Source organism: Herbaspirillum sp. FG34 (assembly GCF_057809315.1).
In genome coordinates this window covers 23,623-39,036 of sequence record NZ_JBMDJS010000012.1, presented here as the reverse complement: position 1 = coordinate 39,036, position 15,414 = coordinate 23,623, and the positions used below count along the sequence as shown (strand labels likewise).

The following is a 15,414-nucleotide window of genomic DNA, read 5'->3' as shown; positions in this document are numbered from 1 at the left end:
GTGGCGCCAGCGTTTCGGGTGACGATCGAGGACAAGGACATCACCCGCATCGTCTCTGACCGACTCATCAGCCTGACGCTGCGTGAATGCCGGGGCGACGAAGCCGACCAGCTCGATATCGATCTGGATGACAGCGATGGCCAGCTCGCCATCCCGCCAAAGGGGGCGCGGCTGCGCTTCGCCTTGGGCTGGCACGGTCAGCCACTGGTCGACAAGGGCAGCTTTGTTGTCACCGAGGTGGAGCACGGCGGCACCCCGGACAAGCTGACTCTGCGCGCCCGGTCAGCCAGCATGATTGATGCCTTCCGCCAGCAGCGAGACCGGAGCTTCCACGACAGCACGCTGGGCGCCGTCATCGATACCGTCGCCGCTGGCAATGGCCTGGCCAGCGGCATCGCCGAGCGCCTGCGCAGCGTTGCCATTGCGCATCTGGACCAGACCCATGAGAGCGACGCTGCCCTGCTGCGACGGCTGGGCAAGAAGTATGACGCCGTGGCCACGGTCAAGAATGCCACGCTGCTTTTCCTGCCCATCAACGACAACCGCACCGCCAGTGGCCAGCCGCTGCCACTGGTGACCATCGTGCGCGCGCTGGGTGACCAGCACCGGTACCACAGCGCGGAATCGGACGCCTACAGCGGCGTGCGCGCCTTCTGGATGGATGACCGCTACGGCCGCCGGCGCAGCGTCGTCGCCGGGCAGGCGGGCAACAGCAAACGGCTGCGCACCACCTTCGGTACCGAGGCGGACGCGCGCACGGCGGCCATTGCGGAGTGGCAGCGCATCGAACGCGGACTGGCTACCTTCGAGATGCAGCTGGCGCTGGGCGATCCGCGGGTGGTGCCGCAGTCACCGGTGGCCGTGCGCGGGTTCAAGCCGGAGATCGATGGGACGGACTGGCTGTGCAAGATGGTCACGCACAGCATCAGCGGCAGCGGGTTCACCACGCGCATTGAGTTTGAGACCCGCACCGAGCCGGCCGAGGCCGAGCGGGAGCTCGATCATGATCCGGAGGAAGGCATCACGGGCGTGAAAGCGAACTGGGAGGACAAGGGGCGGACCAGGCATGGCAAGGGGAGCGAGCTAGTTGGCCAGGCCGAGAACGCCAAGACCTTGAAACGGGTGTATGCCAGCAAGCAAAGTGCCAAGCGCGCGGCGATGTTGGAGTGGGCGAAGATTCGGGAGGTGAGGGAGATCGTGGCCGAGAACAATCGCGAGTAGGTCAGCGGCCCGACGAGATTGATCATCTGGTCTTTTCCGGAGGCCATTGGTACTGCTGACAGGCCGATGTACCCACAGAGGATACGTGGGCGGACAAGGTCATAAACGTGTAAAGTTCCGGAACAAGTAAACTTTTTGGGGGAAGTAATGCGTCTGGACCTGATCGAAAAAGGCTTTGCTCTGGCCAACGAATTTCTGTCGTACTTGCGACAGAAGTCATCCGAAGATCACAAAGTGAAGATGACAGCCATCAAAGCAAAGGCGGCAGATTCGCGATTGATTGAGGCTGTCGGTGATCTGGCCGGGAAATTGGATCGGGCCACCGCTGATATCGTCGCCCAGGTTTCAGAAAAAATTGAGCGAGAACAATGGGAAGATCTGAAGGGGCAGATTCAGAGTCTTCAATTGGCATTGGAACTCGATGATCTCAGCACGGTGAAGCATTCGGTGCTGCAGATTACCAAGCAGATTGATTACGCAAAGAACAGACTGAACGAGCAGAAAATGGGCTGGCTCGGGCCTTGGTTGGTGGCGGAATCTGTTCGCCTCGTGGCCTTGAATCATGTTGCTCCCGCCAAGGGTGGTGCGGCGATCATAGCTCGTGAGGCCAAGAAATTCCGGCTTAGCTTGCTCGACTTCAGCAAAGATCATTTGCTGTCTCTCCCAACCGTTCCATGGGAACAGATTGCAGAGTTTGTTGAGGGAAAGAACGAAGATATGCTCTCACTGATCTCGGAAGGAAGTGGTGATGATGCTACGACCAAGTTGATTGGAAAAACGCGTGGAAAAGTCAAGAATCAGGAGAGCACGGAAGTGATTGAAAAGCCCGCGCCGAAAGCGAAGTCTGTGCTTAATCCTGCTGCTGCCTGGCCTTTCCCAACGGGATACGAGCGCCCCTGAGAGCAGGACATTTCTAAAGCTGACGAGAATTGAGATCAACGGATGCTGCACAGCATTCGTTGATCTCGTTTGAGGCATCATGTATCGGCGGCCACCTGTCGATATGTGTCTTCGTCTACCACCCGGATATCGTACGTTGCCGCCTGGCGCAGCTGTCGATCGCCCGTCATGGGTCCGGTAATCATCACGTCGACTGCAGCATCAAGGGTATCGCGCACCATGAAACCTGCATCGCGCGCCATCTGCTCGAGGCGCTCCCGATGGTTTGTATGAAACCCTGCGAAATACACCGCCACATAACCACCACTGTCCTGCAACCAACCCCCATGCTGCGGGATCTCCGACGATCCGGCACTAGCCTTGCTGCGCCCGGATCTCGCCGGGGCAGATACCTCTTGCCTTGCTAACGCCAGCTCACGGGCGTATCGCTTCCACGCGCCAGGCGACATCATTTCGCCGGTATCGAGGCAGGTGATATCGCCAACGATTCGATCAAATCGGAAGGTGCGTATCATGCGTCGCAGATGGCAGAAACCCTTTAGGTAGGTCCCATCGGCACCACGCGCATCAACTTCACGAACTCGTTGGCCGCCGTCGGAGGCATAGGTGAAACGGATCGTGCCCAAGACGCCAGACACAGGAGGTGCTGCTTCTTTTTTGATGGAGGCTTCAGCCGCCTCATTGACGGATACCTTGGCCACTTCCTTGGCTAGGTATGTGTCGGCAGCGATGGCTTTCTCGGCTGCTACCTGCCCGCCAGGAACCGAGTTCGCGGAAGAGGATGAGGAGAACGGAGAAAAAGACTGCTCATGGCTTTGCCGCTTCTTCCTGTTCTTTTCGCGGCGCGGCAGCGGGGAGCTGACGGCAGCTTTCACCTGATCGCCATGCTTCTGCAGATGTGAATTGAGCGCCGCCATCTGCTCGTGACGGGCATTATTGCGAACGATGCGCGCATCTTCTCGCCTCCGGTTCATCTTTGCGCTGAGTTCGTGAGCTTCATAGAACTCCCGACGGAAATGCCACAGTAGCGTTCCGGTCGGATTACCATCTTCTCTGGAGCGGCGCCGGTGGTCGGCACCGATTGAGAAGACGGTCGCAACACCCACGAGCGCGAGCAACAACAGAATCAGCACTTCCATCTGGACCTCGTCAACTTGGCGGCCGGCTTCGGCCACTATTTTCTTTTCGGACTCGATTTTCGATGGTGCGCACAGGTCACATTCCCGTAGACATTGCCGATGATCTGTTGCCCGATGTTTTCCGCCACGACCGAACCAGCATTTGAATGCCGGCGCCCTTGAACGTCGTCAATGACATCCAGCATGCGCACCTTGCTCCGCACATCGAGGACACGATATTTGGTCAGCAACTCTGTTTCATCGTCAGTCAGGCCGTCTCGCGTCGGCCTGCCAGTAAGCAGGAAAGGAACATCCACACCAGCCTGCTGCAGCTGCGCAAGATACCTTGCATCTGGTTCAAGCCGACCAGATTCATAGCTGAACTGCTCGGCGCGTGACACTCCAACCCAAGCAGCAAACGTGGTCAGCTTCATCCGCAAGTCCTTTCGAACTTTTCTGAGGCGATTGCGAAATTCACTCATGCGCAGACCTGTCTCCGGGCCCGAACGCGGAGTCTCCAAAACGCGTTGGGCGCACACAAATGGTAATGGATGTATTCGAATGTACACGGCCTAAATCCTGACCGGGAGTGACTTTCAAGCCCCGCAAAATGAGATTGCTGCGCGATCTAGAAAAGCTTCGGTGTGCGTCTAGAAAACTTACGTCGTCAAAACGAAAATCGGCGCCGAGGCGCCGATTGTTGAGTACTGCGAAAGCAGCAGATTATTTTTTCTTCGTTTGGGATTTCAACGTGCGAGGGCCGATAACCTTGCCGTGGATATCGCCATTAATCTGCTGGCCGACATCGCCACCGACGGTAACAGTAGTTTTGGACGCTTGTTCGGTAAGGGGACTAGCACCCTCGATTACGCCGAGCACCCGTGCTTTGTTTTTCAAGTCGAGCCTGCGGAAACCCTCCAGAAGTTCCGCCTCATCCTCCGAAATTGCCTGCATGCTGGGCCTGCCGGTGATGACGTACTGCACGTCCACGCCGAGGCGTGCGATGGCCTCCAAGTAACCTGCATCTGGCCGCCGCTCATCCTGTTCATAGAACAGCTGCGCGCGCCGTTGCACACCGCCGACTGCTGCAAATTCAGTCTGATTGAAACCAAGCCGTGTGCGTTCGGCCTTCAGTCGTTCCCCAATTGTGTTCATAAAGACGCAAAATACCGTTTGACATGGGTCCAAATGGACTCTATATTTTCGTCATCGCCAAATGACGTGTACATCGTGCACATATTACCCCATGAGCATCCAAGACCATCCCGGTGAGGTACTCCCCGGCGCGGACGATCCGGCGTCCCGCCTCATTACCGTCCGCCTGCCGGCGGGAGCTGCGGAAAAGGCTGAGCGTCTGGCCAAGGAGGACCATCGCACGCGTTCTGCCTTCATTCGGGTGATGTTTCTGCGCGGTCTGGCCTCCTACGAAAAAGAACGCGAGACCACGGCGGTCTGAGGAGCGGCCCATGTATTCCGATCCAAACCGCGTTCGTCAGCACGGCCAGAAGCTGCGCTTGGATGACTACGAGGGGAAGACACCACCATGCGCGTAATCAGCCTGCCCTGCCCGCACTGCAAGAGCCCGGTGCGCGCGGCCAAGAGCCGTCCCGTGACGGCGCTCTACAAGGAAATTTCCTACCAGTGCACCAACATCGAGTGCGGCCACTGCTTCGTGGCCGCGCTGGAAGTGCTGCGCACCACCACGCTCTCGGCCATGCCCAGCGCGGAAGTGCAGATCCGTATTTCGCCGCGCGCCCTGGCGGCGGCCAAGCATCAACTCACCCTGGACCTGGCCGCCTGACCAGCGACTGATCCCCGATAACCCAATGCCCAACGAGCGCCGAAAGGCGCGCGGCGGATTTGCTCACCCTGAATTTTGCAAGGATCACAAAATGAACAAACCTGGAACGCAGTCACCTGGCCTTGAAAATCACGTCGTATCCCTTCCAGGCGGACGACTTTTCCTCAAGTTCATCGACGTAGTCGAGTTCGGTGAACTGCTCGATGAGGTTCAGGAATTCTGCAATCCCCTCCACACCGATCACCCGGTAAATTGCGCCGTCTTCATTACGGACGCCGATCTGCATGCGCTGCTGCCGGACCATCTTGAGGTCGGCGGGCTCGGCCTGTATCGCCTGCAGAACCAGGCCATCGCGGGCGCTGATGCGGACTCCATCCATCAGGGTAGTGAGCATCATGCTGATTACTCTCCATTCTCATTGGTGATTGAACTCGGCGTCACGCTGACAGGCTCGCGTGAAACCTACCTCCGAAAGTACCTGCGCAAAGTTCTGCTGCGCAATCGGCCTGATGAGCAGGCATCCACTGCTGAATGCGTCGAAGGTGCATCGTGAACACCAGCGCGATGAATCTTTCTGAAGCCCCGCGTGCAGAGAGAGCGCCGTGGCGCCGCAATTTCGATACGTACCTGCCGGAATTCCGCTGCGCACAGCGGATGATCGAGCTGCGGAGCATCCAGCGCTGCGAGTTGAAGTGGACCGTCGTCTACTACGGCCGCCGCCAGCTCGAAGACAAGCTGGCCCGCTGCATCCACCACCTGGGCGGCATGGCAGGAGAATGGTGATGCGCATCGTGCTCGCCTACTTCCTCGCCTGGGCGGTGCTGCTGGCCCCGCTGGCGCTGGCCGCAATCGGCCTGGTGAAGGACTGACCATGCGCTGCGCCCGCATCAAGGATCACGCCTCCTTCCGACCTGCATCCGTGGTGCTGCAGGAGCGGGCCAGCTGGCGACCCACGCCGCCCGGCAACAGCGCGGCGCTGGCCGAGATCGACAAGTCCAAGCGCCTGCTGCAGCAGCGGCCGCGCCCCAATTTGCAGGCCGGCATCGCCTTCTCCTGGGCGGCCACGCCGCGTGCCATCCGCCGCAACATCCTGAGCCTGGCCGGCCTGTCGCCGGATCGCTGGGAATCTCCCATCCATTCCTTCACCGACAGCGAACGCATCGCGATGCGCGCCGCCGCCCATCGCGCCATCCGCGCCTACGAGAGGCTGCTCAATGCGATTTGAACAGGACGCCAGAACGCTGCGCCGCCATCGCGCCTTCCTCCAGTCGCCGCATTTTGCGCTGGAGCTGGAGCGCATTCCGCTGAAGTGGCGAAGCCGCCTGGTGGGCCAGACGCTGGAGCGCATGGCACCGTGGAGCTGGTACCGCATCTATGAGCCGCTGGCGGTGGAATTCGTGCGCGATTTCGCTGCGCGCTACGTGCCTGCAGCGGTCGATATCACCCAGGACGATGCGGATATCTGCGCCAACGCCGACCGGGCTGCGGCCAACGTGGTCAAGATGCTGTGGACGGCGACCTCCGATGAGCATGCACTGGCCTTGATCCAACAGGAATGCGCGGACTATGGCATCGCTCCACCGGCCTTTGAAGATGACCTGAGCGCCGTGATTGCCCGCGCCATCGATGCGCGCTGGTGGCGGCGGCAGTTGCGCAAAGTGGTCAAGCGCGCTTTCGAGGGCGGCAACATTCGATTGGGATATGTGGCCTATCGCGGTGAGCCCTATGCCAGCAACGAGGCCGTGCTCTCCCGCCTGGCGCAGAACCGCAGAAACGCCGCCGCGCTGGAGGCCACGCTCATGGAGAACGAGGCCGGGCAGCAGTTCACCATCGCCGAGCTGGCCGAGCGAACCACGGCCAACAAGGCGATTCGCCGTGGTGAGCTGATGGTGCGCATCAATGGGTTCGACCAGATCGCCCGGGACTGCGGGGATACGGGGCTGTTTCTCACCTGGACCTGCCCGTCGCGTTTCCATGCGACGCGCCACGATGGCCGGGCCAATCCACGCTACGACGGCTCAACCCCGCGCGATGCCAATCGCTACCTCTGCAAGATGACGGCGCTGGCCAGGTCGGCGCTGGCCCGGCGCGGCATCGGGCTGTATGGATTCCGCATCGCCGAGCCGCATCACGATGGCTGCCCCCACTGGCACATGCTGGTCTTTGTGCGCGCCACCGAGGACTACACCAGCCCATGGGTCAAGGATGTGGCCACGCGGGTGGAACGCATCATGAAGCGCTACGCGTGGCGGGTAGACCGGGGCGAGCCGGGGGCCTTCGAGCGGAGGCTGCAAACCGTGCGCATCGACTGGTCACGCGGCAGCGCCGCCGGGTATATCGCGAAGTACGTGGCCAAGAACATCGACGGCGTGGCCGACCACAAGACGCAGGAAGGCTACCTCGTGGTGACCGACCAGCTGGGCGATGTGGAGCTGCAGCCGTCGGCCCGGGTGGAAGCGTGGGCGGCCACGTGGGGCATTCGCCAGTTCCAGCAATGGGGCGGCGCGCCGGTGACCGTATGGCGCGAGCTGCGCCGCGTGCCCAAGGAGATGGTGCGCGAAGCCCCTCCGGCGATGGCACAGGCTTGGGAGGCGGTGCAGAAGATCGAAGGCGAGAAGCGCGCCTGCTGGGCCAGCTACCTGCGCGCCCAGGGCGGTGCGCTGGTGGCGCGCAAGGCGCTGCAGATCCGGCTGGCCAAGGACGAGAAGCTGGTGGCGGGACGCTATGGCCAGGTGCTGCGGGCGCTGCCCTATGGGGTGAGATGCCGGCAGATGGACGGGGTGGTCTTCAAGTCGGTGCGGCATGTGTGGACGCCGGTGCTGGGCACCGGTGGTCGCGCTGCGGCGGGGGTTGGGGTTCCTTGGACTCGTGTAAATAACTGTACGCAGCCCGCTGGTGCTGACTTTGCGGCCAGTCGGCCAGCGGTACCGCCATCTCCTGCCGCTTCGGTACCGGAAATGTTCTCGCCGCTGCTGGCCAGCGGCATCTATCTGCATCCGGCCAAGGTGCGCGCCGGTCCCGAGCGCACCAGGTTGATGGAGGCGTGGGAGGCCATCGGTGCCTGCCCGTGGCCGCGTGCGGACGATCCGCGCCGCGCACGCCTGACGCCCGGCCAGGCGGCGCAGCAGCTGGTGCATCCGGAGGACGTGCCAGCCGGTGCGCAGCGCGACTGGCTGGTGCAGGCCTGGGATGCCATCCGGGCCAGCCCCTGGCCGCGCCATGGGCCGCCAGTGCGCGCTGCTCGCGCTGCCAGAACTTCCACTCATTCATCGAAAGGGAACGCCACATGACCGCGTTTCGTGTCGTTGTGCGGACTGCGTCCGCGCACCATTCCTACACCGCCATCGCAGCGCACTGCTGCGACGTGATTGCTGCTGCCGTCGATCGCTTTGGGGTGTGTTCCGTGACGGCGATCAAGGAGAAGAAGCTGTGAAAACCCAACCCCGACGCGATTTCAACCTGCAGCCGCCCCGGCCCATGGATCGCATCACCTTCAGCACGGCCGACGAGGGCGTGCAGGCCGGATATGTCTCGATGCTGAGCCGCCATATCGGCAATGGCCAGCGCTTCGCCTGGGTGGAGATGGACGCGGCGCTGCCGGGTGCTTTCAGGGCGGTGCTGCTGACGGACATTCTCACCTGCGATGACTCCGGGATCCGCCCGGGGAGTGTTCCCGCCTTGCCGCCGGTGCGGCGGCGCTACCTGGGCGACTTCAGCACGCAGCTCAACGACGCCTGGCAGGCCGGCGGGGAGTGACACGTGCATGAGCGCCTATTACAACGAGATCGATCCTCATGCAGCCGCGTGGCTGCGCGAGCTCGCGGCGGCTGGCCACATTGCGCCGGGCGAGGTCGACACCAGGAGCATTGAAGATGTGCAGCCGGAAGACTTGCGGGGATTCACGCAATGCCACTTCTTCGCCGGCATCGGCGGGTGGTCATATGCGCTGCGCCTTGCCGGATGGCCCGATGACCGACCTGTTTGGACCGGTTCCTGTCCGTGCCAACCTTTCAGCACGGCAGGCCAGGGAGCTGGGTTTCATGACCAGCGGCACCTGTGGCCCTGCCTCCACTGGCTCATCCAGGAGCGCCGGCCTGCAGTCGTGGCTGGAGAGCAGGTTGCGAGCAAGCATGCAGATGCTTGGCTCGACCTTGTACAAGATGACCTGGAAGCCCTGGGTTATGCCTTCGGGGCGGTTGCGTTCCCGGCTGCGGGCGTCGGTGCTCCGCACATCCGGGAGCGGACTTACTGGGTGGCCCACGGCGACGGCCCAGGACGCGGTGCGCGGCGCCAAGGACGCGCGCCCGTGGGACACCGGCCGCCCGCTGAACCAGATCGCGGCGCTGGCCGGGTGGACGACGCCGACCGGGCGGGACTGGAAGGACGGCGGGGCCGACCTGCAGCCCAGGAGCGATGGGACGCTTCGGCTGGACCAGCTGGCGCGGCAGAGCAATCTGGCGGGTTGGCCGACGGCGACGGCCAGCGACCACTTCGGCGGCGGCAGCTGGAAGCTGGCCATGAAGAAGATCCAAGGGCAGAAGCGGCCGAGCGGCAATGTCATCCAGTCGGGGCTCAAGGACTGGGTGCAACTGGTGATGCCGGCCCGATTAACGGCCACTGGCGAGATGCTGACTGGCTCTTCTGCCGGGATGGAAAGTGGCGGCCAGTTGAACCCGGCACATTCCCGCTGGCTCATGGGATACCCGCGCGAGTGGGACGACTGCGCGGTTATGGCAATGCGATCAATGCCTGGCAGGCGGCGCTGTTCATCAAAGTAATGCAGGAGATTTTATGAAAGCCGAGCAGTTGTTTCTCAGTTCCAGCGAGCTCGACGAGCTGACGGGTATTCGACGCGGTTCCACCCGTTTGGGGATCAAGCGGTCGAAGTATGCAATGCAGGCCGCATTCCTGCGCGAAATCGGGATTCCGTTCATCTCGAACGCCAGGGGCCGGCCGGTGGTCCTGCTGTCGGCAGTGGAGTCACGCCGCCCTTCTGAGGTGCCGAAAGTCGGATGGAAACCGGCAGTGATTGGGGCATGATATGGGGCGCAGGCCGTCGAAAAATTCGAATCTTCCGCGCGGCGTACGCGCGCGTGAGCAGCGTAGTGGGGTGATTTATTACTACTACGATGCCGGCGGCAAGCCACGTCGTGAGATTCCGCTCGGCTCTAACTACGTCGAGGCAGTGCGGAAGTGGGCCGAATTGGAGGCGATGCCGCCTTCCACCGTGTCCAAGGTGGTGACCTTCCGCTATGCCTGCGAGGTGTATCAGCAGAAATACATGCTGGATAACAGCCCCAAGACCAGGCGCGAGAAGCTGCGGCAATTCCCGTTCCTCTTCGAATTTTTCGACAATCCACCGGCACCGCTCGAAGAAATCAAGCCGATCCACGTCCGTCAGTACATGGCCTGGCGCAGCATGAAGCGGCAGGATTCTTTGCGCGAAAAGGGGCTTGAGGTGAAGGGCGACGAAGGGCGCGTAGCGGCCAATCGTGACAAGGCGCTGATTTCGCACGTCTGGAATGCGGCCCGGGCCGAGGGGCTGACTGATTTGCCCAATCCCTGCGCTGGCATCAAGTCATTCCGCGAGGAGGGGAGGGACGTCTATGTATACGACGACATGTATTCCCAAGTATGGGAGAAAAGTGGCCAGGTGCTGCGCGAGGCCATGGATCTGGCATACCTGCTCGGCGGTCGGGTGGCCGACGTGCTCAAGGTGGACGAGAAGCATATCCGCGATGGGGCTATCGAGGTAACGCAGAACAAGACCAACAGCAAGGTGCGCATCGAGATTACCGGGGAGTTGCAGGTTGTCGTCGACAAAATCCTGGCCAGGAAAAGAAGTATTGTCGGAAAGGTAGCTACAACCCGCCTGCTGGTGAACGAAGAGGGCCAGCCGCTCACCTATGAAACCTTGCGGAGCAGGTTCGACAAGGCACGGGAAGATGCCGGTATTCCGTTTGCCGAGTTTCAATTTCGAGACCTGCGCGCCAAGGCTGGAACGGACAAGACCGACTCCCAAGGGGTGAGGGCGGCGCAAGGGCAGCTCGGGCACAAGAGCGTGACGACGACGGAAATCTACGTTCGAAAGCGGCGGGGGGAAAAGGTAAGCCCCACAAAGTAAAAAAGCCGCATCTGCGGCTTTTTTTCGCACCATCATTCGGCATCTTTGTAGTAGACGAAAACCTCGTGGTCGCCTGTCGACCTGTTGATACGATGCGCAACTTGAGTCACCACGAACTTTGATTCCTGATCATCTAAAAACAGGGAATCTCCTATTGAAGGCACATACTGAACATCGTATTGAGTGCGCAAGCTATCTGAAGCTGCGCCGTTAGCAAAGCAGTAGACGAATTTGCAATTAATCAACGCATCCTCCCTTTTTATGAGCTGAGTCTGGAGCCAATTATCGGCTGAGAAGACGCGAGTCTCAATAGCCTAAAGTACGATAACTTGATTCTTTGCGGAGCAAAGCCAGAATTGCGGAGCAAAAAAAAGCGGCCTGCATCGCTGCAAGCCGCTTCTATTCTGGTGCTGATGGGCGGAATCGAACCGTCGACCTACTGATTACGAATCAGTTGCTCTACCAACTGAGCTACATCAGCAAAAGTCCGCGATTATAACGGGTTATTTCGGCTTCATCCAGATCCCTGCCAGAAATTTTCAGCCGGCCTGCCCCAAGAGGCAGGCCCGTGCTGCGCGCTGGCCCAGGCCGCCAAGACCGGCCACTACCGCTCACCCATCAATTTTCTTGTCCTCTTCCTTGGCCTCTTCCATGGCGTCCGGCTCCAGCTCTTCGGCCGAACGGTTGCAATAGATGAAATAGCCCCAGGAGGCCAGCAACACCCCTGTCCCCACCAGCAACGCCGCGGCGTAGATCATGTCAGCGGCCTCCTCGTGCGCGGCGCGAAAGGTCATCACCAGGCCCTCGATGGCCAGCGCCACGATCACCACCACGAAAAACCGCGACAGAAACCGCCGTACCCGCGTCGGCGCGCTGATGTTGGCGTCCCGGACCACCTCCTCTTCCGTAATGGTCTCGGCAATCTGAAATGCCACCACCGCTGCGGCCAGAATACCAATGGCCTCGATCAGCGCCTGCGCCTGCACCAGCCCCAGACCTTCGGTCACCGCGTCAAATCCCATGCGCGCAGCAATGGCGATCAATGCCAGTGCACCCAGCGCAAACAAGACCGCAATCACCGCATGCACCACGCCAAAAGCCGCCGTGATCCGTTTCATTCTTTTCTCCCGTCCGTTTTGTGATGAGCGGTTGGACTGATGAGGCACAGAAAGGTTGTCTCATGATTTTCCTTGTGACGTTTCCTGTCGGCATCACCGCCGCGAGGCACCCGGGAAAGGATGACCAATGCGCACGCTTGCACCGCGCTCCAGAAATGGCCGGGCAGATCGGCAAGGCGTTCGTGTTCTCGTCTTCCTACAGGGCTTTCAGTCTCTATCGGATGGCGGGGCCAAGGGGAGGGAGGGAAGATGAATTCTTCCTGGGGAAAACAATTCTCTGAGCAGTCGATCCCCATCCACTGTCCGCCTGTCCATGGGTGGGCGCCAGCCTGAGGAGGCCATCATGCCGCAAGCCGCATGGAGCAAAAAACGTGAACGCCAGTACCAGCACATCAAGTCCGGCACCATGAAACGTGGCACCGGCATCCAACGTGCCGAGGAAATCGCCGCGCGCACCGTCAACAAGGAACGCGCCCAGCACGGCGAATCCAAGAAGGCCAGCAAGACGTCCACCCAAGATATGCCCGCCTCGCGTCGAGGGGGGCTACGTTCACACACCGGCTCCGGTGGCCCTACCTACAAGCAGTTGTATGCGCAAGCGCGCACGCGTGGCATCAAGGGCCGCTCGACGATGAACAAGGCGGCGCTGCAAAAGGCGCTCTCCAGCTGAACGACAGGGTCTAAGTATCCGGTCTGGATGTGCAGGAGAAAAAACTAAGTAAACCGGAACATGGCGAAAATCATTAAAACAATATGCGCAGCGCGGTCAGCACGTCCCGACCTGGTAAAAACTTTTCTACCAAAAGAAAGCGCCCCCGATCTACATCGGGGGCGCTGCCTCATCTTCGCGCTGGAGGCCATCCCGCAAAGCGGCCACCAGAAAAGATCTTCGCTATTACTTGGTCACCGCCAGCACGGTACGTTGGCCGCCCTTGTAGGTGTACAGTGTCAGCGAACCATCCTTGATATCACCCTTGGCATCAAAGGCGATTACACCGGTCACGCCCTTGTGGCTGATCTTGGCCAGCTCGGGCAGGTATTTCTTGGGATCGGCGGAGCCGGCCTTGGCCATGGCGTCTGCCACGGTCATGGTGGCATCGTAGGCATAGGCAGCGTTGTAGACCACGTCAATGCCGAACTTCTTCTTGTAGGCCGCACGGAAATCATCCATCCCCTTCTTGCCTGAGGCATCCACGCCACCGGCTTCGGCACAGATCACCTGGTCTTCACCCAGTCCATCGCCGGCCAGGCCGGGCAGCGAGCCGGTGCAGATACCGTCACCGCCCATGAACTTGGCGCCGATGCCCAGCTGCTTCATCTGTCGCAGCATCGGGCCACCCACTGCGTCCATGCCGCCAAAGAAGATCACCTGCGGCTTCTTGCCCTTGATCGAGGTCAGGATGGCATTGAAGTCGGTGGCCTTGTCATTGGTGTACTGGGTGGCCACGATGCTGCCGCCAGCAGCCTTGGCGCCCTTGGCGAATTCCTCGGCGACGCCCTGGCCGTAGGCGGTGCGGTCATCGATCACGGCAATCTTCGTGGTGCCCAGCTTCTGCACCGCATACTTGCCCAGTGCGGCACCCAGCTGCGCGTCGTTGGCGACCACGCGGAAAGTGGTCTTGAAGCCTTGCTGCGTATACTTTGGATTGGTGGCCGAGGGCGATACTTGCGGGATGCCCGCATCGCTGTAGATCTTCGAGGCCGGAATGGTGGTGCCGGAGTTCAGATGGCCGATCACGGCAGCAACCTTCTGGTCGACCAGCTTGGTGGCCACGGCAGTGGCCTGCTTGGGATCGGAGGCATCATCTTCGCCCAGCAGCTCGAACCTGACCTTCTTGCCGCCAATGGTGAAGCCCTTGGCGTTCAATTCGTCGACCGCCATGCGCGCGCCGTTCTCGTTGTCCTTGCCCATGTGGGCGTTAGGACCGGACAGCGGACCCACATGAGCGATCCTGACCACTTCCTGGGCATACGCGGCGCCAGCGAATGCCAGACCAACAGCGGCGGTTAATGGAATAATGGCGCACTTGAGTTTCATAACTTTCCTCTGTAGATTGGATTGACCACTTTTAATGTTTTGTCTCACAACACAGTTTATTCAGATCCCTGTTGCGGCGACCTGGCGTACCGCTTTGCTTTCGTCTCCGACTTTCTGAATAATGCGACGGTACAACATAAGAATCGGCCAAGCCAAGTTTTTTTTGAGCGGCCGGCCTGAACAATCTTCCTCGACTCTGTCCCATGGCTGCCAAACTTCATACCCTCGACAAGGTGGATCGCAAACTGCTCAACATGCTGCAGAAGGACAACCAGATCTCCACGCGGGTACTGGCTGAAAAGCTGCACATCTCGCAACCGACCTGCCTGCGCCGCATCCGCGAACTGCGCGAGGCCGGCATCATCAGCGCCGAAGTGGCCATGGTCGATCCCTTCGCGCTGGGCTACGGCATGCTGGCCTTTCTCGAGATCTCGCTCAACAACCAGTCCGACCAGCACATGCAGGACTTCGAGCAACGCATGGCCAAGGAGGCCGAGGTGATGCAGTGCTACTTCGTCTCCGGCGAATATGACTACTTCCTGGCCGTGCACGTCATCGACATGGATGCCTATTACCAGTTCGTCAGACGTGTGATTTCTGGCTCAGGCAATGTGCGTCACTTCCAGTCACGCTTCCCCATGAAGCGCGCCAAGTTCACCACCCGCATCGCTTTCGATGAAAAGGCCGTCGAGGTGCAGGTGCGCGTGCCGGGCTGAGACTGTTGCGCAAGTCCGCACGGAGGATGCCGTCAACGCATCCGGCAGGATTTTTGTTAGGTTCGGTGCCTGCTTCCCGTAGAAGATGCGCCGAAATTACTAAGTTTTTCATTTCTCGTTGATGCAATCTCATGGTGCAGGATCCTCGTTTGTCCATGAGCAGGCACGCACTTTGCATTGCAGTGCGCTTGTCAGTTGTGTTATTTTCGGGGCATCCCGCAGTGTGCGATGAAGAGATGTTGCGCCACTGCGTCTTCGCTCAAGCCCGTTCAAGCCGTACCGTGGTCACCAGCAACAAGAGCGGACACAGATCAGCACCCAGCGCCGGCGCCTCCTGTGGTCGGCCCGCCAGCAGTACCCGTAACCCTTGTCATCCAC

Annotated in this window: 20 protein-coding genes and 1 tRNA gene; 14 read left to right on the top strand and 7 right to left on the bottom strand. The window is 60.5% G+C overall.

Translation table 11 applies throughout. The features are described from left to right. Both ACODSZ_RS15590 and ACODSZ_RS15585 read left to right on the top strand, forming a co-directional pair. The gene (locus tag ACODSZ_RS15590; protein WP_488927975.1) at positions 1-1,221 is read left to right on the top strand and encodes a contractile injection system protein, VgrG/Pvc8 family; all 1,221 of its coding nucleotides are present in this window, start codon (positions 1-3) and stop codon (positions 1,219-1,221) included. 147 nt (positions 1,222-1,368) lie between these two features. Then, the gene (locus tag ACODSZ_RS15585) at positions 1,369-2,121 is read left to right on the top strand and encodes a hypothetical protein (RefSeq protein WP_488927974.1); all 753 of its coding nucleotides are present in this window, start codon (positions 1,369-1,371) and stop codon (positions 2,119-2,121) included. Positions 2,122-2,198: 77 nt separating this feature from the next. Here ACODSZ_RS15585 and ACODSZ_RS15580 read toward each other — a convergent pair whose 3' ends face one another. The 3 genes from ACODSZ_RS15580 to ACODSZ_RS15570 all read right to left on the bottom strand — a co-directional run bounded on the left by ACODSZ_RS15580 (position 2,199) and on the right by ACODSZ_RS15570 (position 4,394). After that, positions 2,199-3,260, bottom strand: a complete 1,062-nt coding sequence (locus tag ACODSZ_RS15580) for a BRCT domain-containing protein (RefSeq protein WP_488927973.1) — start codon at positions 3,258-3,260, stop codon at positions 2,199-2,201. A 35-nt stretch (positions 3,261-3,295) separates the two neighbouring features. Then, a complete protein-coding gene (locus ACODSZ_RS15575) occupies positions 3,296-3,673 on the bottom strand; it encodes a helix-turn-helix domain-containing protein (RefSeq protein WP_488927972.1) in 378 nt (125 codons plus the stop codon). A 289-nt stretch (positions 3,674-3,962) separates the two neighbouring features. Further along, positions 3,963-4,394 (bottom strand): helix-turn-helix domain-containing protein, encoded by a 432-nt coding sequence (locus ACODSZ_RS15570; protein WP_488927971.1) that lies wholly within the window; start codon positions 4,392-4,394, stop codon positions 3,963-3,965. A 91-nt stretch (positions 4,395-4,485) separates the two neighbouring features. Here ACODSZ_RS15570 and ACODSZ_RS15565 point away from each other — a divergent pair, with 91 nt between their 5' ends. Then, positions 4,486-4,695 (top strand): hypothetical protein, encoded by a 210-nt coding sequence (locus ACODSZ_RS15565; protein WP_488927970.1) that lies wholly within the window; start codon positions 4,486-4,488, stop codon positions 4,693-4,695. 87 nt (positions 4,696-4,782) lie between these two features. Beyond that, a complete protein-coding gene (locus tag ACODSZ_RS15560; protein WP_253547589.1) occupies positions 4,783-5,040 on the top strand; it encodes an Ogr/Delta-like zinc finger protein in 258 nt (85 codons plus the stop codon). Between the two features lie 112 nt (positions 5,041-5,152). Here the strand turns inward: ACODSZ_RS15560 and ACODSZ_RS15555 are convergent, their stop codons facing one another. Next, positions 5,153-5,437 carry a hypothetical protein gene (locus tag ACODSZ_RS15555; protein WP_488927969.1) on the bottom strand — a complete coding sequence of 95 codons (285 nt, stop codon included), beginning with the start codon at positions 5,435-5,437 and terminating at the stop codon, positions 5,153-5,155. Positions 5,438-5,589: 152 nt separating this feature from the next. Between ACODSZ_RS15555 and ACODSZ_RS15550 the strand changes: the two genes are divergently transcribed. The 8 genes from ACODSZ_RS15550 (at position 5,590) to ACODSZ_RS15515 (ending at position 11,164) form a co-directional block, all read left to right on the top strand. Continuing rightward, positions 5,590-5,823, top strand: coding sequence for a hypothetical protein (locus ACODSZ_RS15550; protein WP_488927968.1), 234 nt, complete (start codon positions 5,590-5,592; stop codon positions 5,821-5,823). A gap of 88 nt (positions 5,824-5,911) precedes the next feature. Beyond that, positions 5,912-6,265, top strand: coding sequence for a hypothetical protein (locus ACODSZ_RS15545; protein WP_488927967.1), 354 nt, complete (start codon positions 5,912-5,914; stop codon positions 6,263-6,265). Next, positions 6,255-8,330 (top strand): replication endonuclease, encoded by a 2,076-nt coding sequence (locus ACODSZ_RS15540; RefSeq protein WP_488927966.1) that lies wholly within the window; start codon positions 6,255-6,257, stop codon positions 8,328-8,330. The genes ACODSZ_RS15545 and ACODSZ_RS15540 overlap by 11 nt, the downstream gene beginning before the upstream one ends. After that, positions 8,327-8,473 carry a hypothetical protein gene (locus tag ACODSZ_RS15535; RefSeq protein WP_488927965.1) on the top strand — a complete coding sequence of 49 codons (147 nt, stop codon included), beginning with the start codon at positions 8,327-8,329 and terminating at the stop codon, positions 8,471-8,473. Before ACODSZ_RS15540 ends, ACODSZ_RS15535 begins: the two co-directional genes overlap by 4 nt. Next, positions 8,470-8,796: a hypothetical protein gene (locus tag ACODSZ_RS15530; protein ID WP_488927964.1), complete on the top strand. Its 327-nt coding sequence runs from the start codon at positions 8,470-8,472 to the stop codon at positions 8,794-8,796. The genes ACODSZ_RS15535 and ACODSZ_RS15530 overlap by 4 nt, the downstream gene beginning before the upstream one ends. Then, complete coding sequence (locus ACODSZ_RS15525; RefSeq protein ID WP_488927963.1) at positions 8,684-9,835, top strand: DNA cytosine methyltransferase; 1,152 nt, start codon at positions 8,684-8,686, stop codon at positions 9,833-9,835. The genes ACODSZ_RS15530 and ACODSZ_RS15525 overlap by 113 nt, the downstream gene beginning before the upstream one ends. Then, positions 9,832-10,080: a DUF4224 domain-containing protein gene (locus ACODSZ_RS15520; RefSeq protein ID WP_488927962.1), complete on the top strand. Its 249-nt coding sequence runs from the start codon at positions 9,832-9,834 to the stop codon at positions 10,078-10,080. The genes ACODSZ_RS15525 and ACODSZ_RS15520 overlap by 4 nt, the downstream gene beginning before the upstream one ends. Positions 10,081-10,150: 70 nt before the next feature. Then, on the top strand, positions 10,151-11,164 hold the full coding sequence (locus ACODSZ_RS15515) for a tyrosine-type recombinase/integrase (protein WP_488927961.1): 1,014 nt from the start codon (positions 10,151-10,153) through the stop codon (positions 11,162-11,164). A gap of 405 nt (positions 11,165-11,569) precedes the next feature. Here ACODSZ_RS15515 and ACODSZ_RS15510 read toward each other — a convergent pair. Together ACODSZ_RS15510 and ACODSZ_RS15505 are read right to left on the bottom strand one after the other, a co-directional pair. Further along, positions 11,570-11,645 (bottom strand) — tRNA-Thr (locus ACODSZ_RS15510). Positions 11,646-11,775: 130 nt separating this feature from the next. Further along, positions 11,776-12,282, bottom strand: coding sequence for a hypothetical protein (locus tag ACODSZ_RS15505; protein ID WP_008331221.1), 507 nt, complete (start codon positions 12,280-12,282; stop codon positions 11,776-11,778). Positions 12,283-12,625: 343 nt separating this feature from the next. On the opposite strand from ACODSZ_RS15505, the gene ACODSZ_RS15500 reads away from it, so the two are divergent. Next, entirely contained in the window at positions 12,626-12,952 is a 327-nt protein-coding gene (locus ACODSZ_RS15500; protein ID WP_175343991.1) for a plasmid stabilization protein, read from the top strand. Between the two features lie 225 nt (positions 12,953-13,177). Here the strand turns inward: ACODSZ_RS15500 and ACODSZ_RS15495 are convergent, their stop codons facing one another. Next, positions 13,178-14,320: a branched-chain amino acid ABC transporter substrate-binding protein gene (locus tag ACODSZ_RS15495; RefSeq protein ID WP_175343990.1), complete on the bottom strand. Its 1,143-nt coding sequence runs from the start codon at positions 14,318-14,320 to the stop codon at positions 13,178-13,180. Positions 14,321-14,523: 203 nt separating this feature from the next. On the opposite strand from ACODSZ_RS15495, the gene ACODSZ_RS15490 reads away from it, so the two are divergent. After that, complete coding sequence (locus tag ACODSZ_RS15490) at positions 14,524-15,036, top strand: Lrp/AsnC family transcriptional regulator (RefSeq protein ID WP_008331218.1); 513 nt, start codon at positions 14,524-14,526, stop codon at positions 15,034-15,036. Positions 15,037-15,414 lie beyond the last annotated feature (378 nt).